Source organism: Erythrobacter sp. HI0063 (assembly GCF_001635685.1).
Taxonomy (GTDB): Bacteria; Pseudomonadota; Alphaproteobacteria; order Sphingomonadales; family Sphingomonadaceae; genus Qipengyuania.
The window spans coordinates 1-24,585 of record NZ_LWFF01000312.1; the positions used below are offsets into that span (position 1 = coordinate 1).

The following is a 24,585-nucleotide window of genomic DNA, read 5'->3' on the forward strand; positions in this document are numbered from 1 at the left end:
CCGAAGCCTGGCTCAGGATCTGGGCCTTAGCGAGAGCGGTCGTCTCAGCCGAGTAGTCCGTATCTTCGATCCGCGAACGGGCGTCGGACAGGTTGGTGATGTTGCTGGAAAGGTTGTTCACCGCCGATTCCAACTGGTTCTGCGATGCACCGAGGTTGGCGCGGGTCGTCGAGATCACCTTGATGGCATCGTCGAACAGGGCAAGTTCGCTACCGTCGCCGGCTAGATCTGTCACATCGACACCAAAAGTGCCGGTAGCAGCGATGAATGCTGCGTTATTAGCTAAGCCTGCGCCAAGATTTATTTCGACCGTATCGCTTGCATTTGCGCCAGCCTGAATAGTGATTTTGTTCTCTACAGCAGGGTCTAGGGTCCCTGGCGTAGCTGCCGATTCACCACCGGCGAACAGCTTACTACCGTTGAATTCGGTATTGTTCAGAACGCTTTGGATTTGCGTATTCAAAGCATCCATTTCGGCCGCAAGGTTTGTTTTGTCATCAGCGGAATAAGTCCCATTGGAAGCCTGGACGGTAAGTTCGCGCTGGCGCTGCAACATGTTCGTGACTTCATTGAGCGCACCTTCGGCGGTCTGCGCCAACGAGATACCGTCATTGGCGTTGCGGATGCCCTGGTTCATGCCGCGGACCTGCGAGGTCATGCTGGTCGCGATGGCGAGGCCGGCGGCGTCGTCCTTGGCGGAGTTGATGCGCTTGCCGGTCGACAGGCGCTCCATCGCGGTGCCCAGCGCCTTGCCGGCCTGGGTCGAGGCGTTGGCGGCTTTCATCGAGGAGATGTTGGTGTTGATCACGTTCATGGCAAAAATCCTTCTGGTCTATCGATCACTGCCCCTGGTCAGGATGCGGCAGCCAATACCAGACCGACCTGCTCACCGGAAATTTAAGTGCTTGCCGGGGCAGGGATTTGCCGGGTTCGCAGCCTTCTAGGTAAAAATACGAGGTCTAAAATTAGCCATTCCTTGGCCGTCAAGGACGCAAAAGCCTTCGTGTCGTTAAGACATGCCAATCAGGGGCACCAATGGACGGACTGAACACAACCACGATTTTTTCGCGCAAGCACGCCTCGCTGGAGTCGCGGCTGGCCGGAATCGCCTCGTCGCTCTTCATGAAAAAGCCGGTGACACTGGCCGATGAGAGCGATGCGAGCGCGAGCCGGGATGCGCGCAGCATCGTGGTGACTCGATCGGACGTGGCGGCGTTTGCACGGTCGGGCCAAGGTGGCACTCTTTATTATAAGGACCCCAACGCCGAAAGCAGCATCGCCGCACTGGTCGCGATGATCTATGCTGGCCAAGGCCCCGTGGCTGCCGATCCCGCCATGCTTTCGATCATCGCTCTGGCTGATCGGCTGGCCCGAACCGAAATTCCCGTCCTGATCAACGGACCGACCGGCACCGGCAAGGAAGTCCTGTCGACCTTCATCCATGCGCGCAGCGATCGGGCGGACAAGCCGTTCATTGCCGTCAATTGCGCCGCGATCCCCGAAACGATGCTCGAAGCCATGCTGTTCGGTCACGAGAAGGGATCGTTCACCGGCGCCAATGCCGCGGGCGAAGGCTTCTTCCGCGCGGCCGATGGCGGCACGCTGCTGCTCGACGAAATCGCGGAAATGCCGCTGTCGCTGCAGGCCAAGCTGCTGCGTGCCCTTCAGGAAGGCGAAGTCGTCCCCATCGGTGCGACCCGCCCGGTGAAGGTGGACGTACGCATTATCGCCTGCGCCAACCGCGATCTTCCCCACGAAGTCGAGCAGGGCCGCTTCCGTGCCGACCTTTTCTATCGCCTCAACGTCTTTCCCGTCAGCATGCCTGCCCTTCGCGAGCGTCCGGCGGATATCGCTCCGCTCGCCTTCACCATGCTGCTGCGCCATGCACCCAAGGGCGAAGCGATGCCGTGGATCGGCGATGCCGCGCTCGACACGCTGCGTGCCTATGCATGGCCCGGCAATGTGCGCGAGCTGGAAAACGTGATGCGGCGCGCGCTTCTGCTTGCACAGGGCCAGAGCGAGATCGCGCCCGAACACATCGTGTTCGACATGGCCGCGCGACCGGTCGCCTGCGAGACGGCCCCGGCCGCTACCATGCCAGACGCCATGGAGGCGGTGGCCGACGCGAAGGGCCAGGCCGCTCCGGCGAAACTTTCCAAGATCGTGAAGCTCAGCGAAGCGCGCGCGATCATGGACACTCTTGAATCGGTCGGCGGACACCGCGCGAATGCCGCGCGTGCGCTGGGCATCAGCGAGCGCACCTTGCGCTATCGTCTGGCGTCCTTCCGTGAAGCCGGCATCGCTATGGGAGCGGCACGATGAACCCGGTAGGCGGCATCGGCGGCGGCGGATCGATCGAACAGATCATCGCCATGCGCCAGCAGATCATCGATCGGTCGAAGGTTCTGACCGATCTCCACCAAGCCAAACCGGCGGCGCCGACCGAGGCGGGCGGCGTTGGCGCAACGCAGGCCCAGCCGACCAGTTTCGGAGATTCGCTCAAAGGTGCGCTCGACAGCGTCAATGCGGCACAGAGCCGCTCGGGCGAACTCACCGCAGCATACGAGCGCGGCGAGACGACCGACATCGCCAAGGTCATGCTGGCCCGCCAGGAAGCGGGCGTGGCCTTCGAAGCAACTCTCCAGGTGCGCAACAAGCTGTTGTCCGCGTACCAGGAAACCATGCGAATGGGGATCTGATAGATGAGCGACCTCGTTCCCGCCACGATGCCCGCACAAGGTAACGGGGGCATGTCGGCCAATCTCAGCGGCGGCACGATCGTCGATCGCGCCAAGGCGCTGACGGTGCAGCCGGGCGTAAAGAAGATGCTCCCCTGGTTCGCCGGCACGGCGGGCCTCGGCGTTCTGGCGCTGACTTGGGCGGCCATGTCGCCGGCACCGCAGCGCATGCTGTATTCCTCGCTCGACGATGCCGAACGTGCAAGCGTGGTCGAAACGCTCGATACGGCGGGCATCGCCTACACGATCGACAACAATTCCGGCGCGCTGACGGTGGGCGAGGACGATCTGTATCGTGCGCGCATGCTGGTCGCATCGGACGGTTCGCTCGCCGCGCCCGAAAGCGGGCAGCAGATGCTCGAAAACCTGCCGATGGGCGCCAGCCGGACGCTGGAAGGCGATCGCCTCCGGGCGGCGCAGGAACGCGAGTTGGTGCTGACCGTCATGGAAATCGACGGGGTGGAGGCGGTGCGCGTCCATCTTGCCAAGGCCGAACGCTCGGTCTTCGTGCGCGAAGATGTCGATCCTTCGGCATCGGTTATGGTGCGCATGGCGCGCGGGCGCCAGCTAACCGACAGCCAGGTCACCGCCATCACCAACCTCGTCGCCGCATCGGTGCCGGGGCTGGGGACGGAATCCGTCAAGGTGGTGGACCAGCACGGCAAACTTCTGACCCAGCCGCGCGATCCCAATAGCGGAAGGCTCGACCTTCAGGCGCAGCTCGAAAGCAAGCTCAACGCGCAGGTCAATCAGCTGCTCGCCCCGATGTTCGGGGCCGAGGCATTCTCGGCACAGGTACAGGTCGAGCTCGACATGAACGAGGTCACCTCCGCGCGCGAAAGCTACGACAAGGACGGCACGATACGCCGCGAGACGACGCAGCAATCTCAAACTGCGGGCGGCCCGGCGGGCGGCATTCCCGGCGTTCTCGCGAACACCCCTCCCGCCGACGCGGAGGCCGAGCAGCGCGCGCCGGAAGACGCCCAGCAGGCCGAAGCCGGTGGCACGGGCGAGAGCAGCGCCACGCGTGTTTACGAGATGGGCCGCGAGGTCTCGGTCTCCAATCTTACGCCGGGTTCGATCAAATATCTCTCGGTCGCCGTGGCGATCGACCAGGCGGCGCTGGCCAAGGCGAGCGCGGCGGATATCAACAAGGTCAAGGAATTGGTCACTGCCGCCGTGGGCGCGCGGGCCGACCGGGGCGATCAGGTGACCGTGATCATGCGCCCGTTCGAAAAGGTCGAGGAGGAAGTCATTCCCTTCTACGAGACCGGCTGGTTCGCCATGGCGGTGCGCAATGGAGTCGCGATCCTGGCGGTTTTGCTGGTCCTGCTGCTGGCGGTTCGCCCCGCGATCAAGGCGCTGAAGGGCCGGACGGAGCCGGTCAAGGAAGGCGAGAGCGACGAAACGCTGCTGGTCGAGGGACCGGATGGAACTTTCGTTCCCGAAAGCAAGCCGGGCCTCGATCGTGAAGCGCTCGATGCGCAGATCGAACTCGCCCAGCGGATCGCGCGTGAGAACCCGGACGACGCGGTGCTCGCCCTGCGCCGCCTGCTCGCCGACAATACTCAGCAGGGACAACCGGCATGATCCAGTCAGATATCCCCCAGCCGGATACCGCGCTCTCCGCCGAACCTGCGGTGCCCGCGCTGCTGGGCGCCGACAAGGCCGCCATCATGGTGATGCTGTTGTCGGAAGAAGATGCCTCGCGCATCCTGTCCCAGCTTACGCCCGACGAATTGCGCCAGATTGCCACCACCATGGTGGAAATGGGCGAAATCGAACCGCGTGCGATTTCCGATGCCATTGCAGGCTTCTCGCATTCGACAGAAGGCAAGGGCATCTCCGCTCATGGCCGCATCGACAATGTACGCCGTATGCTGGAAGGCGCGGTGGGCGAAGTGAAGACCGAAAACCTGATGCGTCAGGTTGCGCCCCAGGAACAGGAAATGAGCCAGCCGGCGCTCGGCCTGTTGCGCTGGTTGGAACCCAAGATCATCGGCGAGATCCTGGCCGACGAACACCCCCAGGCAATCGCAGTGCTGCTCCTGCAGCTCGACAGCGACGTGGCGGCGGCTGCGCTCTCGGCTCTGCCCGAGCATCTGCATACTCCGGTGCTGCACCGCGTGGCGCGGCTGGGCCCGGTTTCGCGCCAGGCGATCGGCATCTTGGAACAGACTCTCAACGCCAAGATCGAAAGGCTGCACGGTGCGATTCCGCTGACCATGGGCGGGGTTCGCCAGGCCGCGGAGATCATCAACAGCTCGCATCGCAGCGTCGAACAGCGCGTAATGCCTTCGATCAGCGAGATCGACAAGGATCTCGCCAAGGAACTCGAGAACGAGATGTTCAAGTTCGAGCATCTGTTCGCGCTCGATACGAAGATGATGGGAACGCTTCTGCGCGAAGTCGAAAGCGATGTCCTCATTCTGGCCCTGAAGGGGCTGGAAGAGCCGCAGCGCGACCTCTTCTTCGCGGCCATGTCGAGCCGCGCGGCCGACGGCCTGCGCGACGAAATCGAAAATCGCGGCCGGGTTCGCAAATCGGAAGTGGACGTGGCGCAAAAGGATATCGTCGCGATCGCCAAGAAGCTGATCGAAAGCGGCGACCTAATCATAGGCGATGGCGGCGACGACTATGTCTAGGATCGCCTACGCGGATCTTGGTCGTCCCGGCGCTTTCACACCGAGTGTGCGATATACTCGCACGCCGGAAGTGGCGGCACCCGAACCGGTCGCGGTCGATCCTGCCGCCGATGCCTATGGCATTGGATATCGCGAAGGGCATGCTGCCGCACGTGCCGAAGCCGAGGCGGAACTGATGCGCGAACGTCAGGAGCGCGCTCGTATCGAATTGGCCTTTGCCCGCTTCGATGCCGAAAGCGCGCTTGCGCTGCGCGAGAATCTGAGGACCACCGTTCTTGCCCTTTGCGAGGATGCGGTTCTGCCGCTGGCGCTCGATCGAGACGGGCTCGCTCGCCGGATCGAAGCGGCTGCGGCGATGTTCCAGCGCCGCCATGACGAGAGGACTATCCTCATCCACCCGGACGATCTCGCGCTGGTCAAGGACAGCGTCTCCGATGCCCTCGAACTCGTGCCCGATCCCAGCGTCGAGCGCGGAGGGCTGCGGGTCGAAACCGAGGATGGCGGTGTCGAGGACGGTCCCGAACAATGGCGCCGTGCAATTGCGGAGGCGCTCGATTCATGCGTGCCCTGATAGAGGCGACACTGAAAGAATGCGGAGGCGGCGGGAGTTTCGATCTCGCGCCGCGCCGCTTCGGCCGTGTCGTGGCCTGCGACGGGGGTTTGATCGAAGTGTCCGGCCTGGGCGTTCCGATCGGCACGCTCTGCGCCATCGCGCAGGGCCGCGGGGTCGAACATCGGGCCGAGACGATCGGATTTCGCAACGGCCACACCATGATGATGATGCTGGGCGATACGGTCCTGCTGCGTCCAGGTGCGGTGGTCAGGCCCGAAGGCAGTCCCGGAATGCTGGCCGTGGGCGAGGATTTTCTCGGCCGCTCGGTCGATGGGGCAGGGCGCCCCATCGACGGCAAGGGTCCGGTCGGCGCGACCGTGTCCTGGCCCGCAGGTGGCTACCGGGTCGATGCGCTCGACCGGGCAAGCGTGACCGAACCGATGGATGTCGGGATCCGCTCTCTGAACGCACTGACCACGTTCGGAGTGGGGCAGAGGATCGGGATCATGGCCGGATCGGGCGTCGGCAAATCGGTGCTGATGGACATGATCGTCCACGGGGCGGATGCCGATGCGATCGTGGTCGGCCTGATCGGGGAACGCGCGCGCGAAGTCTCCGATTTCGTCAACCGCTATATGGGCGGGGAACGCGCCGCGCGCACCGCCATCGTGGCCGTACCCGCCGATCATGCAGCCAATCTGCGTTTACGCGGAGCGATGCTGGCGACCAGCATGGCCGAACATCTGCGGTCCAAGGGTAAGCGCGTGCTCCTTATATTGGACAGCCTCACACGCGTAGCGCACGCTGCGCGCGAGATCGGCATCCTGCTGGGCGAGCCTGGCGCGGCGCGGGGCTATCCCCCTTCCGCCCTGGCGACGATCACCAAGCTGATCGAACGCGCCGGAAACTCCGCTGAAAGCGGCGGATCGATAACGGGCATCTACACCGTCCTTGCCGATGGAGACGATCAGAACGATCCGGTCGTGGATACGGCGCGCGCCATTCTCGACGGACATATCGTCCTTTCGCGGGAGATCGCGCAGCGTGGACAATATCCGGCGGTCGATATCGGCGCATCGCTGAGCCGCGTCATGAACGACATCGTTCCGCCCGATCACGAGAAGATCGCACGCCGTTTCCGCGCGCTGACCGCAGCCTACGAGGCGAACCGCGATCTGGTGATGATGGGCGCCTATCGCCCGGGAATGGACAAGCTGCTGGACGAGGCCATCGCGCTGCATCCGCGCATGGTCGATTTTCTGTCGCAGGGAACGCGAGACCAGGTGACGCTGTCGCAAGCGGCCGATCAGATGCTGGAATTGCTCGCCCATGCCGCCTGACAAGCGCAAGCTGAAGCGCGCCAGACTGATCGAGCGCGTCCGTACGGTCGAGAAAAGCCGCTCCGCGCTCGCGGCGTCGGAGGCGGAAGCCCTGCGGGAACGTCTGTTCGGGGTGGCCGAGCGCACCCGATCGCTGGCGCGTTATTACGCCGAAAAGGACGATGCGCTGACCGGCATGGACCTGCGCAGCGGAAAGGCGATGCAGGACCAGCTCGAACATCTCGTCGCCGTAAGTTCAAAACAAGCCGCCGAAGCGGAGAAAAGATCCGACGCGACACTGGGCGATCTGGCGGCGGCGGAACGGCGACGCAAGCGCGCGTTCGAGGATCGGCGCGATCTGGTCAAGGCCATCGTCTCTCATCTTTCCCAGTCTTAGAAGGTGGGTCGTGCCGGTTTGGCACGCTTCTTGATAGAATATCCGTGACAGCCACACGGATATACGATGATCAACTCGCTCTCCTTTTTGACCTCGCTCGAAACGCCTTCCAAGCTGAGCTTTTCCGCCGAATTTTCGGGCGAAGAAGAGGCTGGAAAGAGCGCTTTCGACGGGTTTGCGAACCTGCTCGATCAATTGGTCCAGATCGCGCCGATCGAAGGCGACGGCAAAGCTGTCGGCCTCCTTCCGCCGGCAGCTCAGGAAGCGCTGGCGGCAAGCGGCAAGGAAAGCGGCAAAGAAAGCGGCAAGATTTTGCCGGTCTTGCCGGTCTTGCCGGTCTCGTTGCCGGGCCTCGCTTCGTTGCAGGCTTTTGGGGCGGAAGACGATGCACCGCTTGATGCGTCTGGCACTCCCAAGACTATCGTGGACACACCGGCCTCCATGACGGCGAAAATCGTCGAACTGCCCGTCGGACGCCTCGACGCGGCGCGCCTGGCGCAAGGCGCGGCCCTAGCGCAGGCAACGCCTTCGGTATCTGCGCAGAATCCCGCGGCGGATTTGACGACGCCGACAGCAAATGTCCTGCCGGTCGAACCGAAGATCTCTCCGGCCGCGAACCTCGCAACGCTTCCTGCCGCCTCGTCTTTTGGCGCTCCTGGCGCTGCCTCGCCCGTCGCCGCTCTTGTTGCCGCTTCGGCTGTGTCGACCGCCTCGACGACCGCTTCGCCTGTCGGCATTCCTGCCGCCGTTTCGCCCTTCGCCACTGTTGCTACCGCGTCGCCTGTCGGCACTCTTGCTGCCGCTTCGGCCCTGTCGACCGCCTCGACGCAATCGCTCACCGACACGCCGGTTTCCGCCATCACTATCGCAGCCGCACCGACGACTTCGGTGGCCATGTCCGCACGCATCGAGAAAGCTGCTGTGGTGGACCTTCCGGTGTCGGCCAGCGAAACTGCGCGCCGTATTCTCAGCACGGGCGAAGATGCTCCGACACCCGCGCCGGTCCCCGCTACCCGCGCCGTCCTCGCGACCTCGTCCGAAACCGGGGCGCAGACCGCCGCCGCAGCGACGGCGCTTTCCCCGATGGTGGCCAAGAGCGATGCGAAGCCGGGCCCTGTCGCCCAGGCCGCCGCCCTCGCACCCGTCGCTTCCGCGAAAACCGAAGGCGAGGCGGACACCGCGCGTCCGGTCGAAGCCGTCCAGGCTCCCACCCGTCTCGCTGCCCATGCCGAGATGCCCCGTGTCGAACCCGCGATCGCCGCGCCGAATGCTCCGGCCAGTACGCCGACCGGGACCGAGGCGATTACGCGCGCCGCCGATCTTGCCCGTCCCGACGCCTTCGCAGCCATCGACTCGATCGCCCGCATGGTCGATCGCCTCTCCGCCGCCCGCGATTTCGGCGTCGTGCCGACGGCGGCCATGGCTGTGATGCACAAGGAATTCGGCGAGCTTTCGATCGCCATCGACCGGATCAGCGATACGCTTCAGGTCGAAGTCGCAGCCAAGGATGGCGAGGCGCAGCGCGCCCTTGCCGCGGCGCTTGCCAATGAGCGCGCCGCCGCCCTTGCCGGCGATCGCGGCCCGCAGCGCAGCTTCGAAGCGCAGCAGGGTGCGGCGCAGGGTCATACCAATGGCAATGGTGCGGGCCAGTCCGCTGCCGGAGCCGATCGCGGCACCGCCGACACTTCGGGTCAGGCCGCTTCGAACAATGGGCAGTCGCAGCGCGAGGGCCAGGGCCGCGAGCGCACCCGGCCCGAAGGCCAGCCGCTTCATGCTCGCAACCCCGCCGCTTCCGACCGTCCGTCCGCCAGCGACGACGGCCGCTACGCCTGACCACAGATAGACACGTTTAAACACAGGGATTGATCATGTCCGACGCGAAAACCGACACCGCAGAGCCCAAGAAGAAGGGGGGCTTCATGAAGAAAGCGCTGATCGCGCTCGTCCTGCTCGGGGCGGGCGGCGGTGGCACTTACGGCGCCTTCGCCATGGGTATGCTGGGCGATGCCGGCCATGAGAAGGAAGACGACACTCCCAAGCTCGTCCTGAAGGGCGAGGAGGATCCCTATCCCTTAGGTGCCGCCGAAGCCGAGAAGGACAAGGTCAAGGTCGTCCATGGCACGGGCGGCAGCAAGTATCGCACCGCCTATTACAACTTCACTGACGAATTCACCTCGAACCTCGCCGGTGGCAGCGCTCTGGTTCAGGTCAGCCTGGCCGCCTCGACGAATTACGACGGGCGTGTGCTGATGTGGCTGCAGGAGCACGAGACGGCGCTGCGCTCGCGCGTGCTGGCCGAACTGGCCACCACCGACGAGATGCAACTCATCGATGTGCGCGGCAAGGAAGAGCTGCAACAGCGCCTGACGAAGGCGATGAACGAGGTGCTGGAGGAGCGTGAGGGCTTCGGCGGCGTCGAGAACGTCTACTTCCGGTCCTTCATCGTCCAATGATCTCCGAAAACTTCCCCGATACCGCGACAGCGAAGCGCGCTGCCCGTCATTGCGACGAGTTGTTGAGCCGCGCCGCGACGCCGGTCGATCTCGAGACCGAATTCGCACGCCTCGTTCGCCAGATCGGCGATCAGGCGCAGCCGCTGCTGGCCGAATTGTGCGACAATCGCGGCCTGACGGTGGCGATGGGATCGATCGCGACGGTTCCCGCCGCAGACTGGCTGGCCCAGTTGGGCGCGGGCGGATTGCACGGCTTCTATTCGCTCGGCCAGGATACGCGCGGCGCACTGGTTTCGACGAATGTCGGCGCGCTGGTCGCTCAGTTCGAGCGTATTCTGGGCGGTACGGGCGAAGTCGACGAGTTGTGCGACACGCTGCCTTCTTCGGCGGCCTGCTTCGCGCGCCAGTTCGAAGGCAAGATCAATTCCCTTCTCCAGCGCGCCAGCGACCGTCGCGAATTCGCGCTCAGCGCGACCGGCGAACACGCACACGAGATTCTGCCGATCGCGGGGACCGAAAAGGTCTGGACCGCAACGCTTACCGCGACGCCCAAGGACGCGACGACCGGCTGGGAAATCCGGTTCGCACTGTGCCAGTCGACGCTGATCGAGCTGGTCGGCTCGCGCGCCGTCTCGCCTGCTACCGGTCGTTCCATCGGGGCGCGTGGGCTGGACGGATCGGCGATCGGCAATGTCGATCTGCCGTTGCGTGCGGTGCTGGTCGATGTACCGATGGCGATTTCGCGCATCGCGCAGCTGACCGAAGGATCGATGATCCCGGTCGCCCTCCAGCGCAACGTTCCGGTCCTGATCGGCAACACGACCATCGCCCATGGCACCGTCGGCGAACTCGACGACCGGGTCGCCATGGAACTCACGCATACGAACTTTGACACTAATTTCTCGGGGAATTCCTGACATGTCCTTTTTGAACGACGGCTTCAGCCTGATCCAGGATATCGACGTCCGCCTGACGGTGGAACTGGGCCGGAAGAATATGCGCCTGCGCGATGTTCTTGCACTGGGCGAATCCAGCGTGATCGAACTCGACCGGCTCACCGACGACCCGTTGGATATTATGGTTAACGGCAAGCTTATCGCGCGCGGCGAAGTCGTGGCGCAGGGCAATCGCTTCGCCATCCGCGTGCTGGAACTGGTCGGCGCATCGGGCGAAGCCTCGTCCGAGCGCCGCGCTCCTCCCATCACTGCCGCGCCCGTCCAGAACCCGGAAGAAGCCATCTGATGTTCTGGTACGTCCTCAAGCTTCTGGTCCTGCTGCCGCTGATCGGCCTCATGATCTGGGGCACGCTGAAGCTCGCCAAGAAGATGCAGGGCCAGTTCGGTGCGCCTTCGGGCGGAGCCAAGGCGGTGCGTATCGTCGAGACGACCATGCTTTCGCCCACGCTGCGTCTCGCGGTGATCGAATTTCACGGCCGCGAAATCCTCGTCTCCACCTCCAAGGGCGGCCTCACCCGCCTCGCCGAAGCGCCTGCTCGCCCATCCGAGCACTCGGCCGAACCCGCCATCTCGCAGGAAATCGTCCAGTGATCGCACGCCTTTGGAAAGCAGGCGCGGCTCTCGTCGCGCTGAGCTACCCCACGCTGGTCAACGCGCAGGTCGGCACCGCTGCGGCCACCGGCGGCGATACCGCCGTCTCTGGCGCGCTCGACCGTGCGTTCGGCCAGCTTTCGGGCGCCGGTGGTGAACCGCTGAGCCTGTCGCTCCAGCTGCTGCTGGTGATGGGCCTGCTGACGATTCTGCCGGCGCTTCTTTTGATGATGACCAGCTTCACGCGTATTATCGTGGTCCTCGCGATCCTGCGCCAGGCCCTAGGCCTACAGCAATCGCCGCCCAATCAGGTGCTGATCGGGATCAGCCTGTTTCTCTCGCTCTTCATCATGGCGCCGACGCTGGACCGCGTGAACGAAGCAGCCATCGCGCCCTATTCCGCAGGCCAGATCGGCGCGGAAGTCGCGATCGAGCGGGCGGGCGACCAGTTCCATGCGTTCATGATCCGCCAGACGCGCGAATACGACCTCGAAATGTTCGCGGACATCGCCGATGCGGGCCAGTTCGCTTCGCCCCAGGACGTTCCGTTTTCGATCCTGCTGCCCGCCTTCGTGACCAGCGAATTGAAGACCGCTTTCCAGATCGGCTTCATGCTGTTCCTTCCCTTCCTCGTGATCGACCTCGTCGTGTCCAGCGTTCTGATGAGCCTGGGTATGATGATGATGAGCCCGATGATCGTTTCGCTGCCCTTCAAGCTCCTGCTCTTCGTCCTGGTCGACGGATGGGCGCTGCTGATGGGTTCGCTCGCCTCAAGTTTTGGATGATCCGACAATGGACGAAAGTGCCCTTCTTCTCTCTATGGCCGATCGCATGCTCTGGATTGCAGCGCTCGTCGCGGCTCCGATCCTGCTGGCGAGCCTCGCCATCGGCCTCGTGATCGGCCTCGTTCAGGCGGCCACCTCGGTCAACGAACAGACGCTGACCTTCGTCCCCAAGCTGGGTGCGGTGGCCTTCGTGCTCGTCATTCTGGGCGCTTCGATGATGGCGCTGGTGGGCGATTTCACGCAGGATATCTTCGCCGAAATCGCGCGGATGGGCGGCTGAGGCCAGACGCGTGATCGGGCTCGACTTCGGACTTGGCGCTCTCGAGCAGGACATGTGGCGGGTCGTCTTCCTGATGACGCGCCTCGGTGCCGCCCTGCTTGCCGCGCCCTTTTTCGGAGCGTCCGCCGTACCCGTAGCAGTGCGCGTAGCGATGACCGGGGCGCTTGCCATCTTCGTGTCGATCTGGATGCCGAACGTGCAGACGCCCGAAGCGCTGATCAGCGCCGAAGGCATGCTCGCGATCGCGGGCGAAGTGATCGTGGGCCTTGCCCTCGGCTTCATCCTCCAGCTCGCTTTCGCCGCGCCGACCGTGGCCGCCGAACTCATCAGCGGGGGCATGGGGATGAGCATGGCGATGACGACCGATCCGAGTTCGGGCGGGTCGACCACCGCTTTCGGCCAGTATTTCATCATCGTGCTGACGCTCATCTTCCTTGCAACGGGGGCGCACCTGCACTGGATCGCCCTTGTAACCGAAAGTTATAACGCTTTTCCGCCCGGCCAGACATGGCTCGGCCCCGAACGCTTCGCCGCCATTGCCGGTTTCGCCAGTTTCATGTTCGAGACCGCGCTCAGGATCGCGCTGCCCGTCACGCTGATCCTGTTGCTGGTGCAGGTCCTCACCGGCATTCTGAGCCGCTCGGCTCCTTCGCTTAACCTGTTCGCGCTTGGCCTGCCCGCGGGCGTTCTGGCCGGCATGGCGGCGCTGATCATTTCCGCGCCGCTGATCTACGATCAGTTCACCGGCCTCGTTGCCGACGGGCTCGACCAGACCGAAAGCATCCTGGCACCATGAGCGAGCAGCCCGCAGGCGAAAAGACTTTCGCACCGACAGAAAAGCGGCTGACCGATGCCGCCAAGAAGGGCGACGTCCTGCGTTCCAAGGATGCGGGCACGGCAGCGGTGATGATCTTGGGCGGAGCTTGGCTGGCATTCGCCGGGCCATGGCTGCTGGGCGATCTGCAGGGTCTGGCGCGCGAGGCGTTCCAGTTCGACGTGCGCGATCTGCGCGATTTCGGACCCGAGACGCTGCTGATGGAAGGCCTGCTGCTGACGGTCCCCGCCATCCTGACGCTGGCCGTGCCGGTCATCATCGTTACGCTGATTTCCCAGCTCGCTTTCGGACGTGGCCGTTTCGTGACCGACAATCTCAAGGCCAAGGGCAATCGCATCAATCCGTTGAACGGGCTGAAGCGCATGTTCGGCCCCCAGGGCGCGATCGAGATGGGCAAGGGCCTGCTCAAGATCGTTCTTCTGGGCGCGATCGCCGTGTGGTGGTGGTATTCCAGCATGGAGACGCTGATCGGATTGGGGCGGGGCAATCTGTCCGCCCAGCTCTCGGCCGCCTGGGACGCGATCGTCTCGCTGATCTTCGCGCTGTCCGGCGGGCTGGTCATCATCGCGCTGGTCGATCTGCCGATTCAGTGGGTGCGCCAGCAGGGCCGCCTCAAGATGACGCATCAGGAAATGCGCGACGAAAACAAGGAAAGCGAAGGCTCGCCCGAAATGAAGGCCGCGCGCCGCCAGCGCCAGCGCGATATCGCCACCGGCTCCGTCGCGGGCGCCATGCGCGATGCCCAGTTCGTCATCACCAACCCGACCCATTTCGCGGTCGCGCTGACCTACGATCCCATGAAGGCGTCCGCACCCATCGTCCTTGCCAAGGGACGCGGCGACAAGGCGATGGCGATGAAGGAACTGGCGCGCGAGATGGAATTGCCGACGCTGGAATATCCGCAGCTGGCGCGTTCCGTCTATTACACCACGCGCGAACGCCAGGTGATCTGCGAGGATCTCTATGGCGCGATCGCTTCTGTCCTCGCCTATGTCATGAGCCTCAAGCGCGGCGAGACGCCGCTGATGCCTGAAATCGACGTGCCCGAAGCGCTGCGCTTCGATACAGAAGGGCGGGTATCGGTGGCTCAGGCGGTTAATCCTGGAGCGGCAGCGCCGTTATAGAACCTATGAATGTCTCCGCCTCAAACATCGCCAATTCGCTGGGCATAGGCAGCGGTATCGACATGACCGGGCTCGCCTCGCAATTGGCGGAGGCGCAGTTTGCCGGACGCAATGCGCGGCTGACTCAGAAATCGGAAACGCTGGAACGCCAGATCTCGCTTGCGGGATCGATCCGAAGCTCCCTGAGCCAGTTTGCCAGCGCGCTGGGCGATCGACTGCGGACCGGCGATCTGGCGCCCACGCCGAGCATTACGAATTCCGCCGTCGCGAAGGTCTCGGCACCCGTCGGCGGGCAAGGCAAGGGCATTTACTCGCTCGAAGTCACCCAGATCGCCAAGACTCAGACCATGACCACCCCCAGCTATGCCAGCGCGACGGCGGGCGTGGGTGCGGGCACGATGACGATCCGCTTCGGCGCGACCACCAATGCCGGCTTTACCGAGGATACGGCGCGCACGCCGCTGGAACTCACCTTCGCGCCCGGCGCGACCCTGTCCGAAGTGGCGGGGGCCATCAATTCGCAGAACGCCGGGCTTTCGGCCTATGTCGCCCAGACCGATGCGGGCGCGCAGCTCGTCATCAAGGGGGCGGAAGGGGAAAAGAACGGCTTCGTGATCGATGTCGCGGAGGATGCCGCAGAGCCCGGCCTTTCCGCGCTTGCCTGGCGTCCGGGGGACGATCCCGCGCGGCTGGTGCAGGCCTCGGCCGATGCGAAATACACGCTCGACGGCGTTGCGCGCAGCAGCGCCAGCAACACGATCGCCAGCGCGGCCCCCGGCCTGTCACTGGAACTGACCGCGACCAATATCGGCGCACCGGCCACCATCACCTTCTCCAATTCCAAGGCCGCGCTCACCAGCGTGATGCAGGACATTACCGGCGCGCTGAACGAGATCGTGGGAAGTTTACGCGAAGCGGTCGATCCTATGACCGGAGAATTGTCGCGCGATAGCGGCGCCCGTGCGCTCAGCCGCACTTTGTCGGGCCTCGGCACGGTGGAGATCATGCCCAATGCGCCCGCTGGATCGCCCCGCACCCTTGCCGAGCTCGGCCTGTCGATCGGACGCGACGGGAGCTTCACGCTCGATACGAAGCGGCTGACCGACATGATCGAGCGCGATGCCGCGGGCGTCTCCGCCATGTTTACGACGGGGATCAACGGCGTTTATTCCACCATCGACCGGTTGGCGCGTGCCAATTCTTCTTCGACCGATCCGGGATCGCTGGGCGGATCGATTGCCCGCTACCAGTCGCAATCCCAGACCGTTGGTCGAGATCTCGAAAAGCTAAGCGAACAGATGGAGACGCTGCGCAGCACCATGATCGCGCGCTTCGCAAAGGCCGACAGCAATGTCGCGGCCTCGCAATCGACCCTGTCGTTCTTGCAATCGCAGATCGACGTGTGGAACGCGCAGAAGAACTGACATGCTGGCCCGCACCAAACCCCGCGACGCGTATCGCGAAGCCGATTTCGACGCGCGCCTCATGGGCAGCTCGCGCGAGAACCTGGTATTGTTCTGCATCGAGGATTTCGTCCAGACCCTGGGCGCGCTCGAAATCGCCGAGGCCCGCAGGGACCGGGCCGCGCGCAGCCGTTCGCTGACCCGCGCGATCACGGCGCTGACCGCACTCGAACTGGGCGTCGATCGCACTGCGCCGATGGCGGAAAGCCTGCTACATTTCTACGGGGCGGCCAAATTGCTGCTGCTCGATTCGATCCGCGTGGTCGATCTGCGGCGCATCGCCGAACTCAAGCAGGACTTCCGCGACATCGCCGTCGCCTTCGCCGGCTGAACGGCGTAGGTCCCGAGCTCGACGCGGCCCGACAAGCGCCCGCACCGATCCGGCTTTGCGTGGCTGGCCGGGTGCGATACGAAGGGCTGCAGCCATGCTCAAGATTTTCGTCATCGATGCCGACGCGGCCCGCCGTACCCAGATCGGGCGCGCACTGGCGGAGCACGACGCGCATGCCGAACCGTTCGAATCGCTCGACGAGTTCGAGCAATACACGCCCGCCGACGGTCTGATCCTGGTCCATGACCGCGACGATATGATCGGCAGGCTGATGACCCATGTCGAGCGCACGTCCTGCCTTCCCGCGATCGCCTATTCCGATGCGCCGGACCGGGTGAGAGTGGTGCGCGCGATGCAGGCGGGCGTCGCGTCCTATCTTGCTCTGCCGCTGGCGGCGGAGGAAATCGTCGCCGAATACGATCAGATCGCCGCCGAACTGCCCGCCCGGATCGAGAAGCGCCGCCGTGCCGCGGAGGCGCGCACGCAGCTCGAACGCCTCAGCCGACGCGAGCACGAAATCCTCGCCTGCATGCTCGATCACGGGACCAGCAAGGCGATCGCTCGCCATCTCGGCATCAGTCCGCGCACGGTCGAGGCGCATCGCGCCAATCTGATGGCCCGGCTCGATGTCGCGAGCACGAGCGAGGCGATCCGCATCGCTGTCGAAGGCGATGCGCTGGGAATGATGGCGAAGGAAGCGCCCGAACGGGGCGAAGCGCGGCCCTAGTCTGTCTGCTCGCCCGCGATCTTCAAGCGCAGTTTGTCGAGCGCGGAGGATTTCAGCTGGTGCACGCGCGGCACGCTGATGTCGAGAATCGCGGCGATTTCGGTAAGGTTCAATTCCTCGACAAAGTGCAGCTTGATGACCAGTTGCAGGCGCTCGGGTAGGGCGGCGATCGCGTGGATCAGTTCCTCGCGGTCCTCGTCCTGCAACAGATTGGCTTCGGCGTCGGGCTCTTCGCTGCTGAACGCGGCATCGCTGTCGGAATACATGTCATCGATGGAGTGGGTCGATGTCGAAAGCTGGAGGCGCGCCTCGTGCAATTCATCGAGCGAGAGGCCGAGAGCGCGCGCCAGTTCCTTGGGTGAAGGCTCGCGCTTCAATTCGGATCGCAATTCGTCCGCCATGCGCTCGATCCGGCGGCCAAGCGCCGCGGCTCCGCGCGCCAGGTTCGACTGGCTGCGCAACAGATCGATCATGGCGCCTCGCACGCGCATCTTGGCATAGGCGGCAAATCCGTCGTCATTGGGCCGGTCGTGGCGCTGGGCGCATTCCGTGAGCGCGATCAGGCCCGCCTGCTGCAAGTCGTCGACATCGAGCGATCCGCCGCAACTGCTTTCGTAATACCAGGCCAGCTTGCGGACCATCGGCATGAACTGCGCGATCCGCGCCGTCGCATCGGTGCCATAAGCCCGCTTCGCGGTGGTCTGCGCGGTGAAGGAGGAATGGTCGTGCTTCATGCCGCGAGTGTCTCCATTTCGGGGCTATAGGCCGTTGGATCGGTGCCGGATTGGTCAGCCGGGATTTCGGGGCTTTCGCCGCCGATGACCGCGATCACCTCGATCGGCTGGGCCGAGGGAAGTTCGTTGATCGAGAGCACCAGCACTCCCGGCGCGCGTAGCTTCAGCAGGCTCGTCAGAGCGCGGCGGGCGCGCGGCTGGACGATCAGGGCGGGCCGCGTGTCGTCGGGATGGCGCTGCTGAAGGATGGCGCCGATCCGCTCGCCGATGGATCGGGCGAGGTCGGGTTCGATGATGATCTCTCCGCTCGCGGGATCCTGCATTCCGCTGACCACCATCTCTTCGAGCTGGGCGGCCAGGGTGATGACGGGCAGTTTCGCGTCGGGCGGACACACGTCCCCGACCAGCATCGAGCCGAGATCGGAGCGGATGAGGTCGATCAGGCGGTCGTGCTCCGCCGTCTGCTGGGCGGCCTGCGACAGGCTTGAGAAGATGCGCAGCGCATGGCGCAGGGATATTCCGTCGAGCAACAGCGATTTCAGCACGCGGGTGAGGGCGGCGAGCGACAGCGGCTGCGGCGTCACGGTCTCGATCAGCTGGCCATGGCGATCGCGCAGGAAATCGACCAGATCGCGGACCTGATCCGGACCAAGCAGGTCGTGTGCGCGGCCGGCCAGCAACTGGCTGAGCTGCGTGGCGATGACGCTTTCGGCGTCGACCACCAGATAGCCTTCCGCCACCGCGAGATCGCGAGAGCCCGCTTCGATCCACAGCGCCGGGCATCCGAAGCTGGGATCGACGGTCGCTTCCCCCGGAACGGCGTGGCTGTGCATGACGTCGCCGGTGTCGATGGCGAGCATCCGGTTGGCACGCAATTTCCCGGTGCCGATCGGCGTCCCGCCGAGCGTGATGCGATAGGCTTCGGGATCGACGTCGAAACTGTCCTCGATCCGGAAGGGCGGAACGACGAAGCCGAAATTCTGGCACATCTGTTTGCGCAGGCCGGTGAGCCGCGCGATCAGCGGGGCGCCATGCTTTTCGTCCGTGAGATGGATCAGGCCATAGCCGAGCTGGATCGTCACCAGCGTCTGGTCGGTCACTTCGTCGATCGTGATCTTCGAAGGATCGGGTGCGGCGACCGGCTCGACATAGGCTTCCTGGATCGCTTTGCGGTTCTTCAGGCCGCGCCAGAGCAGGAAGGCCCCGCCTGACAGGGGCAGAAAGATCATCTGCGGCATGGCCGGGATGCAGCCTATGGCGAACAGGATGCAAGCGACCGGCAGCCAGATCTTGGGGTCGGCGAACTGGCCGCCGATCTGTCCGGTAAGGTCGCGCGTGTCGGAAACGCGAGTCACGATCACGGCGGCGGCGATCGAGAGGAGGAGAGCCGGGACCGAGGCGACCAGCGCATCGCCGACGGCCAGCGTCACGTAGAGCGCGCCCGCTTCGCCCGCGGACAGGCCGTGGCTGGTCATGCCGAGCACCAGCCCTGCGATGACGTTGATAAGCAGGATCAACAGGGCTGCGACCGCATCGCCCTTCACGAACTTGCTGGCACCGTCCATCGAACCGTAGAAATCGGCCTCTGTCGCGACTTCGCGCCGACGGGCCTTGGCCTCTTCGGCGGTCATCAGCCCTGCGGCCAGATCGCTGTCGATCGCCATCTGCTTGCCGGGGAGGGCATCGAGCGTGAAGCGCGCCGACACTTCCGACACGCGGCCCGCGCCCTTCGTGACGACCATCAGATTGATGATCATCAGGATCAGGAAGACGAAGATGCCCACGGCGAAATTGCCGCCGATCAGAAATTCGCCGAATGCCTCGATCACCTTGCCCGCCGCCGCGCCGCCTTCATGCCCATTCAGGAGCACGATGCGGGTCGAGGCGACGTTGAGCGCGAGCCTCAGCAGCGTCGCGAACAGCAGCACCGATGGGAAGGAGGAGAAATCGAGCGGCTTCTGCGCATTCATCGCCGCCATCAGGACGGAGACCGACAGCGCGATGTTGAGCACGAAGAAGAGGTCGAGCAGGATCGCCGGGATCGGCATCACCATCAACAGGATGATGGTGAGGATCCCGATCGGAAGCGCGAGCGCCGGGCTGAAGGCGGTGCGCAATGTCATAATCCGAAGGCCTTGAATTTACCGTAGGCCGCGGCGACTTTTTCGGTCGCGCGGTTGGAGATGGGATCGCTGCCGGCGAAGGTGGCGCGCAGCGTATCCGCCATGGAGGCGCGTTGGACTGGGCCGGACGGAGCCGGTGCGGGCGCCTTGCCGCCATTGGCGAAGGCGGCGCTGTGCGCGGTATAGCTGGCAGGCGGCACGAACCCTGCAAATTGCGGCTGGCTGGCGGAGAAGGTCTGCGGGAAGCCCTCCTGCCCGTAAGCGGCGGCGACCTTGTCGCGCATCACCTGCATGACTTCGCCGACCGAGCGCGGGGCGCCGCCCGAATAGAAGATTGACCGATTGGCGCTTGCCGCCTGCGGCATCAGCGCGGCGGCGGACTGGTTTGGATTGCTGTCGAGCGCGCCGAGGAAGCGCTGCGCGCCGCCCAGGCCGAGGAAATGGGCTAGGTAGAGTTCGGGCGGTTGCGGCTCGCGCCCCAGATGCGCGCGCAGGCCGTTAGCGTTGTCGCGCGTCAGCTCCGCCGCCATGAGCGATGCGGTGTCGGCATCGTAGCGAAGCGAGAGCAGGTGCGATCGCGTGGCGGGATCGGCGACGCGGCCGCCGGGACCGATCGCATCGTCCGCCCAGGCCATGCCATGCTTCGCGCCATGCCGGTCGAGCGTATTCAGCCAGGTTGAATCGATGAATTGATAAAGGCCCGACGCGCTCGAGGTGCGCGCCTTGGCGGACGGATCGAGCCCCGATTCCAGGCGTGCCTGTGCCACCAGATAGTCGAAATCGACTCCGGTGCGCTGCGACGCCCGCGAGATCGCGGACTGGACGCTGCTGGTCTGGACTGGACTGACAGTTGGCACAGGGCCTCCCGGTTTGGTTGCCGGGACATGTCAGCAAAAGGCGTGCCAAATCGCCGTATTGGCGGGAAGGGTCAGGCGTGGGCCGCGAGATAGGCGGTGCGCGGCGCGGCGGCATAGGCCTGGCCCGAACCGGTGAGCGCGCTGAGGCGGCTCTGCACGTTCGTCGCGATCAGATTGCGCAGGCGGCGATTGATCTCGTTGAGGCGCTTGACCGCGTCGAGCAGGCCCAGGCACTCCTCGTCCAAGTCGCCGCGCTCCACCGCTTCCAGCTTCTCGCAGATTTGCAGCTTGCCGGCCGTGCAATTCGAAATCCGGTCGAGATCCATGGCGGCAAGCGCCTGCCGTTCGCCTTCGAGAAGGGCAATCATTTGCCGCAGCGTGGCAATCACTTCCTTGGTGCGGCTCATCGTGCGATCTTTCCGTAAAGTTCGGCCGCGATCAGCGCATCGGCGATCTGGGCGGGGACGAGAGGATAGCTGTCGGTTTCGAGGGCCTTGCGGATTTCCTTCACGCGATCCTGATCGATCGGCGCGGCGGGTCCGGCATTCGAAACCGAGGTCGAGATCGGGGCCTGGGCCCCACGGGTGTCGCTGGCCGCATTCTGAGTAGAGGCGGCGCGGGCAGCGGGAGTCACGTTCGCGTTGGTACGCGCTATAACTCCCGAAAGGTCCACTGATCCGATACGCATGGTAACGCTCCGCTGTCTGTTCGATCAGTAGAACGGCACCGCCGAACCGATTTTAACGGCCCGGCAATCTTTTTTGCCGCTACGGCAATTCCATGCCGACCTGACCCGGCCGCAAGACCTGCGCGCGCAGGGTCGCCTTCTTGTCGCCGACGGGGCGGATCTTGATCCAATCGCCCTGTGCGCCGGACTCCAAAGCTTCGCCCTGGCGGGTCAGAGTAAAGCCGCTGCCGCGTGCGAGGATCGTCACGCCTTCGCCGCGATTGACCAGCGTCTGCCCCGAAGCGGATCGTGCTTGGCCATTGCCGTAGCCGTTGCCGTAGACTGGGGCCGACGACGCCCCGTCGACGGCGACATAGATCTTCCAGCCGCGCTGGGGGCAGACCACCTGGACCGAGCGTTGATCGCGGCCGAACCAGCTGAGATCGAGCGGACCGTCGCAGGGATCGAGACGCAGGCGCCGATCGACCGGCAGTTTGGCGCCGCCCGGCTGGCCCTGGGCCGCGCCGGTGAAATCCGCCACCGCGCGGTCGATGATCGAAAGATCCATCGGGGTGGCAGCAAACGCAGGCGCGGCGAAAATGGCAGCGCCGATGGCGGCATGCCGGAAACGGGAATGGAGAAGGCGCATGTCCGATCCTTTGCGTGAAAGGGATATGCGCGGATTACAGCAAGAGACGTGCCAGCTTCGATCGAATTCGGTCAGGGCGCGCCTTCAAAGCCTATGACGACCAGGCTTTCGGCTTCTCGCGCAGGTTCGACGACCAGACGGGCACGTGCGCCCGCAGCGTCCAGCGCCGTCATCAGCGTTTCAGCCCGGTCGAGCGCGGCGGCGCGTCCGTCTGCAGGAAAGCGCACGATCGCAGTCACGCTCTGGCGGTCGTCGGTATGGGTTTCGGCCAGCCATGCAGCAAGGTCGAGCCCGGTGCCGGGACGGAATACCGCAGTGCCCGATCCTTCGACGGCGTGCGGCACGAGCGGTTTGGTCTCGCTCTTCGCAACCGAGGGGGCAGGGGGCGCGCTTGGGCGTTCCGCATCGGCGATGCTTGCCTGCGCGGTCACCAGAAACAGGATCAGCGCCAGATCGGCGGTGATCGTCTGCCAGCCCGATCCCAGACGCGCGATCATGCGGCCTTCGCCTCGCTGCCCTTGCCCGGTTTGGTATCGCTTTTCTTGTCCAGAGAGGCGGCGCCCCTGTCGATGCGGCGCACGCCCTTTTCGAGCCAGTCGAGCACGGCATCGCGGTCGCGCTCTTCAGCCCGGGCGCGCCGCTGAACGGCGTTTGAAAGGGGGGCGAACAGGAAATTGGCAGCAAGAAGGCCATAAAGCGTCGTCACGACCGCCATGGCGATGGAATCGACCAGGCCGCTTGCCGGTGCTCCGGCGACCGCTTCGGTCACGACCGCGCCGCCGCGCGCCGATCCGAGCGCGATCAGGGTACCTGCAAGACCCATGACCGGCGCGAGTTCCGCAGCGCAGTCGAGGAAGCGGGTCGCGCGGTTGGCCACGTCGGCACGGCGGAGGCGATATTTGGTATGTTCCCCGTGGAGCGATTCCGCCGAACGCTGGCTGATCATGATTTCGGCAAGCCGGTCGAATTCCGTGTCACCGAACTGATGGGCCTCGGCCCGAAGGAATCCGTCGGTGGCGATATCGTTGAGCTGCTTGGCGACTTCGGCCTTGGCCTTGACGGGATCGAAGGCGGGCTGCGTCAGGCTGCGCAGGGTGGCGAGCGCGAAACGCGCATCGACGAGCCCACAGCGCAGCACGGCCGCGGCCAGCGTACCCAGAAAAACGATAGCGATCGCGATGGGATCGAACCAGTGTTGCATGACGGGCGATCTCCCTGCCCCCTGAACGTACGCGATTGGACGTACGCGACAAAATCTCGGGAGGAAGAACGGCCCGGAAAACGGGCGATTTACCCCGTGGCCGACATTTGCCGCCTTCCGGCAAACCCTTGCCGTTTCTCCTTGCCGGATGCCGCTTCCACTGCCCGTGGCAGGTTTTGGCACGCCTGTTGCTTACCCCTTTCGCGTAATCAATCGCGCCTGGCTCGTTCGGGCATCATTCGGGAGGCACATATGAGCGAAGGACTGTTCGGTATCCACGGCGCTGCCCTGGAAATCCGGTCGCAGCGCATGAGCGTGCTGGGCTCCAACATCGCGAACGCGGCGACGCCGGGCTACAAAGCGCGCGACGTCGATTTCGGCAGCGCGCTGCAGGCGCGGCTCGGCGGCGTGGAAGCGGAGCGCGCCAGTGAAGGCGCGGTCAAGTACCGCATCCCCACCATGGCGAGCCTCGATGGCAATACCGTCGAAATGGCGACCGAGCAGACCGCCTTTGCGGAAAACGCCGTCGCCTACACCGCCACGCTCAACTTCCTGCGCGGACGGGTCGAGACCGTCACGCGCGCGATCAGGGGAGAATAAGAGATGGCCGGTCCCACCTCCTTCTTCGACATGGGTCACCGCGCCATGTCCGCGCAGCTCGTGCGTATGAATACGGCGGCTTCCAACCTCGCCAATGCGGGTTCGGTCGCCGGCAGCGAGGCGGAAGCTTACCGCCCGATGCGCACGGTCTTCGCCGAAGAACTGAACAACGCCACCGGCATGTCCTCGGTTCGCGTGGGCGGCGTGGTGCGCGAAGATGTCGCGCCGATCCGCCGCCACGATCCCGGCCATCCCCTGGCCGACGAGAACGGCGACGTCTGGGAAGCCCCGGTCGATGAGAACGCCGAAATGGTCGAGATGCTCGAAGCCTCGCGCCAGTACTCCAACATGGTCGAGGCCCTCTCGACCGCCAAGCAGCTGATGCTTGAAACGATGAGGATGAAGTGATGGTTGCCATCTCCAACAACCCCGCAATCTCCAATGCGGCATCCAGCGCGCTGGGTCAGACGCAGGGCCGCGGCATGGACGCGCTTGGCCAGGGCGATTTCCTCAAGCTGCTGACCGTGCAGATGCAGCAGCAGGATCCATTCGAACCG

At 64.6% G+C, this 24,585-nt stretch carries 31 protein-coding genes; 22 read left to right on the forward strand and 9 right to left on the reverse strand.

The window, feature by feature from the left end; genetic code table 11:
* Positions 1 to 814 (reverse strand): flagellin (locus A3736_RS10925; RefSeq protein ID WP_067682891.1); only part of this gene is annotated, 814 nt, incomplete at its 3' end.
* 221 nt (positions 815 to 1,035) lie between these two features.
* Here A3736_RS10925 and A3736_RS10930 point away from each other — a divergent pair.
* The 19 genes from A3736_RS10930 (at position 1,036) to A3736_RS11020 (ending at position 17,197) form a co-directional block, all read left to right on the forward strand.
* Positions 1,036 to 2,322: a sigma-54-dependent Fis family transcriptional regulator gene (locus tag A3736_RS10930; protein ID WP_067682893.1), complete on the forward strand. Its 1,287-nt coding sequence runs from the start codon at positions 1,036 to 1,038 to the stop codon at positions 2,320 to 2,322.
* Positions 2,319 to 2,699 carry a flagellar hook-basal body complex protein FliE gene (gene fliE / locus A3736_RS10935; protein ID WP_067682895.1) on the forward strand — a complete coding sequence of 127 codons (381 nt, stop codon included), beginning with the start codon at positions 2,319 to 2,321 and terminating at the stop codon, positions 2,697 to 2,699. Before A3736_RS10930 ends, fliE begins: the two co-directional genes overlap by 4 nt.
* A 3-nt stretch (positions 2,700 to 2,702) precedes the next feature.
* A complete protein-coding gene (fliF, locus tag A3736_RS10940) occupies positions 2,703 to 4,328 on the forward strand; it encodes a flagellar basal-body MS-ring/collar protein FliF (RefSeq protein WP_067682897.1) in 1,626 nt (541 codons plus the stop codon).
* Complete coding sequence (gene fliG / locus A3736_RS10945; protein WP_067682899.1) at positions 4,325 to 5,383, forward strand: flagellar motor switch protein FliG; 1,059 nt, start codon at positions 4,325 to 4,327, stop codon at positions 5,381 to 5,383. The genes fliF and fliG overlap by 4 nt, the downstream gene beginning before the upstream one ends.
* Positions 5,376 to 5,954 (forward strand): FliH/SctL family protein, encoded by a 579-nt coding sequence (locus tag A3736_RS10950; RefSeq protein ID WP_067682949.1) that lies wholly within the window; start codon positions 5,376 to 5,378, stop codon positions 5,952 to 5,954. Before fliG ends, A3736_RS10950 begins: the two co-directional genes overlap by 8 nt.
* The gene (locus tag A3736_RS10955; protein ID WP_067682901.1) at positions 5,942 to 7,276 is read left to right on the forward strand and encodes a FliI/YscN family ATPase; all 1,335 of its coding nucleotides are present in this window, start codon (positions 5,942 to 5,944) and stop codon (positions 7,274 to 7,276) included. Before A3736_RS10950 ends, A3736_RS10955 begins: the two co-directional genes overlap by 13 nt.
* Entirely contained in the window at positions 7,266 to 7,652 is a 387-nt protein-coding gene (locus tag A3736_RS10960) for a hypothetical protein (protein WP_067682903.1), read from the forward strand. The genes A3736_RS10955 and A3736_RS10960 overlap by 11 nt, the downstream gene beginning before the upstream one ends.
* A gap of 66 nt (positions 7,653 to 7,718) precedes the next feature.
* Positions 7,719 to 9,485, forward strand: a complete 1,767-nt coding sequence (locus A3736_RS10965; protein ID WP_067682905.1) for a hypothetical protein — start codon at positions 7,719 to 7,721, stop codon at positions 9,483 to 9,485.
* 35 nt (positions 9,486 to 9,520) lie between these two features.
* Positions 9,521 to 10,105, forward strand: a complete 585-nt coding sequence (locus A3736_RS10970; RefSeq protein WP_067682907.1) for a flagellar basal body-associated FliL family protein — start codon at positions 9,521 to 9,523, stop codon at positions 10,103 to 10,105.
* Complete coding sequence (locus A3736_RS10975; RefSeq protein WP_067682909.1) at positions 10,102 to 11,022, forward strand: FliM/FliN family flagellar motor C-terminal domain-containing protein; 921 nt, start codon at positions 10,102 to 10,104, stop codon at positions 11,020 to 11,022. Before A3736_RS10970 ends, A3736_RS10975 begins: the two co-directional genes overlap by 4 nt.
* Before the next feature lies 1 nt (position 11,023).
* Positions 11,024 to 11,347, forward strand: coding sequence for a flagellar motor switch protein FliN (gene fliN, locus A3736_RS10980; protein ID WP_067682911.1), 324 nt, complete (start codon positions 11,024 to 11,026; stop codon positions 11,345 to 11,347).
* Positions 11,347 to 11,652: a flagellar biosynthetic protein FliO gene (locus A3736_RS10985; RefSeq protein ID WP_067682913.1), complete on the forward strand. Its 306-nt coding sequence runs from the start codon at positions 11,347 to 11,349 to the stop codon at positions 11,650 to 11,652. Before fliN ends, A3736_RS10985 begins: the two co-directional genes overlap by 1 nt.
* Positions 11,649 to 12,437, forward strand: a complete 789-nt coding sequence (gene fliP / locus A3736_RS10990) for a flagellar type III secretion system pore protein FliP (protein ID WP_067682915.1) — start codon at positions 11,649 to 11,651, stop codon at positions 12,435 to 12,437. Before A3736_RS10985 ends, fliP begins: the two co-directional genes overlap by 4 nt.
* A gap of 7 nt (positions 12,438 to 12,444) precedes the next feature.
* Entirely contained in the window at positions 12,445 to 12,717 is a 273-nt protein-coding gene (locus A3736_RS10995) for a flagellar biosynthetic protein FliQ (protein WP_067682916.1), read from the forward strand.
* Between the two features lie 10 nt (positions 12,718 to 12,727).
* Positions 12,728 to 13,513, forward strand: coding sequence for a flagellar biosynthetic protein FliR (gene fliR / locus A3736_RS11000; protein ID WP_067682918.1), 786 nt, complete (start codon positions 12,728 to 12,730; stop codon positions 13,511 to 13,513).
* A complete protein-coding gene (locus A3736_RS11005; RefSeq protein WP_067682920.1) occupies positions 13,510 to 14,676 on the forward strand; it encodes a flagellar biosynthesis protein FlhB in 1,167 nt (388 codons plus the stop codon). The genes fliR and A3736_RS11005 overlap by 4 nt, the downstream gene beginning before the upstream one ends.
* 5 nt (positions 14,677 to 14,681) lie before the next feature.
* The gene (fliD, locus tag A3736_RS11010; RefSeq protein ID WP_067682922.1) at positions 14,682 to 16,100 is read left to right on the forward strand and encodes a flagellar filament capping protein FliD; all 1,419 of its coding nucleotides are present in this window, start codon (positions 14,682 to 14,684) and stop codon (positions 16,098 to 16,100) included.
* Position 16,101: 1 nt separating this feature from the next.
* Positions 16,102 to 16,470 (forward strand): flagellar protein FliS, encoded by a 369-nt coding sequence (locus A3736_RS11015; RefSeq protein ID WP_067682924.1) that lies wholly within the window; start codon positions 16,102 to 16,104, stop codon positions 16,468 to 16,470.
* A 94-nt stretch (positions 16,471 to 16,564) separates the two neighbouring features.
* Positions 16,565 to 17,197, forward strand: coding sequence for a response regulator transcription factor (locus A3736_RS11020; RefSeq protein ID WP_067682926.1), 633 nt, complete (start codon positions 16,565 to 16,567; stop codon positions 17,195 to 17,197).
* Here the strand turns inward: A3736_RS11020 and A3736_RS11025 are convergent.
* The 8 genes from A3736_RS11025 to A3736_RS11060 form a co-directional block, all read right to left on the reverse strand.
* A complete protein-coding gene (locus tag A3736_RS11025) occupies positions 17,194 to 17,931 on the reverse strand; it encodes a sigma-70 family RNA polymerase sigma factor (protein ID WP_067682928.1) in 738 nt (245 codons plus the stop codon). The genes A3736_RS11020 and A3736_RS11025 overlap by 4 nt on opposite strands.
* Positions 17,928 to 20,054 (reverse strand): flagellar biosynthesis protein FlhA, encoded by a 2,127-nt coding sequence (locus tag A3736_RS11030; protein ID WP_067682930.1) that lies wholly within the window; start codon positions 20,052 to 20,054, stop codon positions 17,928 to 17,930. The genes A3736_RS11025 and A3736_RS11030 overlap by 4 nt, the downstream gene beginning before the upstream one ends.
* Positions 20,051 to 20,911 (reverse strand): transglycosylase SLT domain-containing protein, encoded by an 861-nt coding sequence (locus tag A3736_RS11035; RefSeq protein WP_067682933.1) that lies wholly within the window; start codon positions 20,909 to 20,911, stop codon positions 20,051 to 20,053. Before A3736_RS11035 ends, A3736_RS11030 begins: the two co-directional genes overlap by 4 nt.
* 71 nt (positions 20,912 to 20,982) lie before the next feature.
* A complete protein-coding gene (locus A3736_RS11040; protein WP_067682935.1) occupies positions 20,983 to 21,318 on the reverse strand; it encodes a hypothetical protein in 336 nt (111 codons plus the stop codon).
* Positions 21,315 to 21,599, reverse strand: coding sequence for a flagellar biosynthesis anti-sigma factor FlgM (locus A3736_RS11045; RefSeq protein WP_067682937.1), 285 nt, complete (start codon positions 21,597 to 21,599; stop codon positions 21,315 to 21,317). The genes A3736_RS11040 and A3736_RS11045 overlap by 4 nt, the downstream gene beginning before the upstream one ends.
* A 79-nt stretch (positions 21,600 to 21,678) precedes the next feature.
* On the reverse strand, positions 21,679 to 22,227 hold the full coding sequence (locus A3736_RS11050; protein WP_067682939.1) for a flagella basal body P-ring formation protein FlgA: 549 nt from the start codon (positions 22,225 to 22,227) through the stop codon (positions 21,679 to 21,681).
* 71 nt (positions 22,228 to 22,298) lie between these two features.
* Complete coding sequence (locus A3736_RS11055) at positions 22,299 to 22,724, reverse strand: hypothetical protein (protein WP_067682941.1); 426 nt, start codon at positions 22,722 to 22,724, stop codon at positions 22,299 to 22,301.
* Positions 22,721 to 23,428 carry a MotA/TolQ/ExbB proton channel family protein gene (locus A3736_RS11060; RefSeq protein ID WP_067682943.1) on the reverse strand — a complete coding sequence of 236 codons (708 nt, stop codon included), beginning with the start codon at positions 23,426 to 23,428 and terminating at the stop codon, positions 22,721 to 22,723. The genes A3736_RS11055 and A3736_RS11060 overlap by 4 nt, the downstream gene beginning before the upstream one ends.
* A gap of 252 nt (positions 23,429 to 23,680) precedes the next feature.
* On the opposite strand from A3736_RS11060, the gene flgB reads away from it, so the two are divergent.
* The 3 genes from flgB to A3736_RS18275 form a co-directional block, all read left to right on the forward strand.
* On the forward strand, positions 23,681 to 24,028 hold the full coding sequence (flgB, locus tag A3736_RS11065) for a flagellar basal body rod protein FlgB (protein ID WP_067682945.1): 348 nt from the start codon (positions 23,681 to 23,683) through the stop codon (positions 24,026 to 24,028).
* A gap of 3 nt (positions 24,029 to 24,031) precedes the next feature.
* Positions 24,032 to 24,436, forward strand: coding sequence for a flagellar basal body rod protein FlgC (gene flgC / locus A3736_RS11070; protein ID WP_067682947.1), 405 nt, complete (start codon positions 24,032 to 24,034; stop codon positions 24,434 to 24,436).
* Positions 24,436 to 24,585: flagellar hook capping FlgD N-terminal domain-containing protein (locus tag A3736_RS18275; protein WP_369815445.1), on the forward strand; the 150-nt coding region annotated here is incomplete at its 3' end. The genes flgC and A3736_RS18275, both read left to right, overlap by 1 nt.

Bases quoted from the DNA above. Each gene is read 5' to 3' on its own strand.
- A3736_RS10930 (WP_067682893.1), top strand. From the start codon at position 1,036: ATGGACGGACTGAACACAACCACGATTTTTTCGCGCAAGCACGCCTCG.
- A3736_RS10950 (WP_067682949.1), top strand. From the start codon at position 5,376: ATGTCTAGGATCGCCTACGCGGATCTTGGTCGTCCCGGCGCTTTCACA.
- A3736_RS11060 (WP_067682943.1), bottom strand. From the start codon at position 23,428: ATGCAACACTGGTTCGATCCCATCGCGATCGCTATCGTTTTTCTGGGT.
- A3736_RS11040 (WP_067682935.1), bottom strand. From the start codon at position 21,318: ATGAGCCGCACCAAGGAAGTGATTGCCACGCTGCGGCAAATGATTGCC.
- A3736_RS11015 (WP_067682924.1), top strand. From the start codon at position 16,102: ATGCTGGCCCGCACCAAACCCCGCGACGCGTATCGCGAAGCCGATTTC.
- A3736_RS11055 (WP_067682941.1), bottom strand. From the start codon at position 22,724: ATGATCGCGCGTCTGGGATCGGGCTGGCAGACGATCACCGCCGATCTG.
- fliF (WP_067682897.1), top strand. From the start codon at position 2,703: ATGAGCGACCTCGTTCCCGCCACGATGCCCGCACAAGGTAACGGGGGC.
- A3736_RS10985 (WP_067682913.1), top strand. From the start codon at position 11,347: ATGTTCTGGTACGTCCTCAAGCTTCTGGTCCTGCTGCCGCTGATCGGC.
- A3736_RS10970 (WP_067682907.1), top strand. From the start codon at position 9,521: ATGTCCGACGCGAAAACCGACACCGCAGAGCCCAAGAAGAAGGGGGGC.
- A3736_RS11025 (WP_067682928.1), bottom strand. From the start codon at position 17,931: ATGAAGCACGACCATTCCTCCTTCACCGCGCAGACCACCGCGAAGCGG.
- fliE (WP_067682895.1), top strand. From the start codon at position 2,319: ATGAACCCGGTAGGCGGCATCGGCGGCGGCGGATCGATCGAACAGATC.
- A3736_RS11045 (WP_067682937.1), bottom strand. From the start codon at position 21,599: ATGCGTATCGGATCAGTGGACCTTTCGGGAGTTATAGCGCGTACCAAC.
- A3736_RS11005 (WP_067682920.1), top strand. From the start codon at position 13,510: ATGAGCGAGCAGCCCGCAGGCGAAAAGACTTTCGCACCGACAGAAAAG.
- A3736_RS10965 (WP_067682905.1), top strand. From the start codon at position 7,719: ATGATCAACTCGCTCTCCTTTTTGACCTCGCTCGAAACGCCTTCCAAG.
- A3736_RS10955 (WP_067682901.1), top strand. From the start codon at position 5,942: ATGCGTGCCCTGATAGAGGCGACACTGAAAGAATGCGGAGGCGGCGGG.
- flgC (WP_067682947.1), top strand. From the start codon at position 24,032: ATGGCCGGTCCCACCTCCTTCTTCGACATGGGTCACCGCGCCATGTCC.
- A3736_RS11020 (WP_067682926.1), top strand. From the start codon at position 16,565: ATGCTCAAGATTTTCGTCATCGATGCCGACGCGGCCCGCCGTACCCAG.
- fliN (WP_067682911.1), top strand. From the start codon at position 11,024: ATGTCCTTTTTGAACGACGGCTTCAGCCTGATCCAGGATATCGACGTC.
- A3736_RS11050 (WP_067682939.1), bottom strand. From the start codon at position 22,227: ATGCGCCTTCTCCATTCCCGTTTCCGGCATGCCGCCATCGGCGCTGCC.
- A3736_RS10960 (WP_067682903.1), top strand. From the start codon at position 7,266: ATGCCGCCTGACAAGCGCAAGCTGAAGCGCGCCAGACTGATCGAGCGC.
- A3736_RS11030 (WP_067682930.1), bottom strand. From the start codon at position 20,054: ATGACATTGCGCACCGCCTTCAGCCCGGCGCTCGCGCTTCCGATCGGG.
- fliD (WP_067682922.1), top strand. From the start codon at position 14,682: ATGAATGTCTCCGCCTCAAACATCGCCAATTCGCTGGGCATAGGCAGC.
- A3736_RS10995 (WP_067682916.1), top strand. From the start codon at position 12,445: ATGGACGAAAGTGCCCTTCTTCTCTCTATGGCCGATCGCATGCTCTGG.
- flgB (WP_067682945.1), top strand. From the start codon at position 23,681: ATGAGCGAAGGACTGTTCGGTATCCACGGCGCTGCCCTGGAAATCCGG.
- A3736_RS10975 (WP_067682909.1), top strand. From the start codon at position 10,102: ATGATCTCCGAAAACTTCCCCGATACCGCGACAGCGAAGCGCGCTGCC.
- fliG (WP_067682899.1), top strand. From the start codon at position 4,325: ATGATCCAGTCAGATATCCCCCAGCCGGATACCGCGCTCTCCGCCGAA.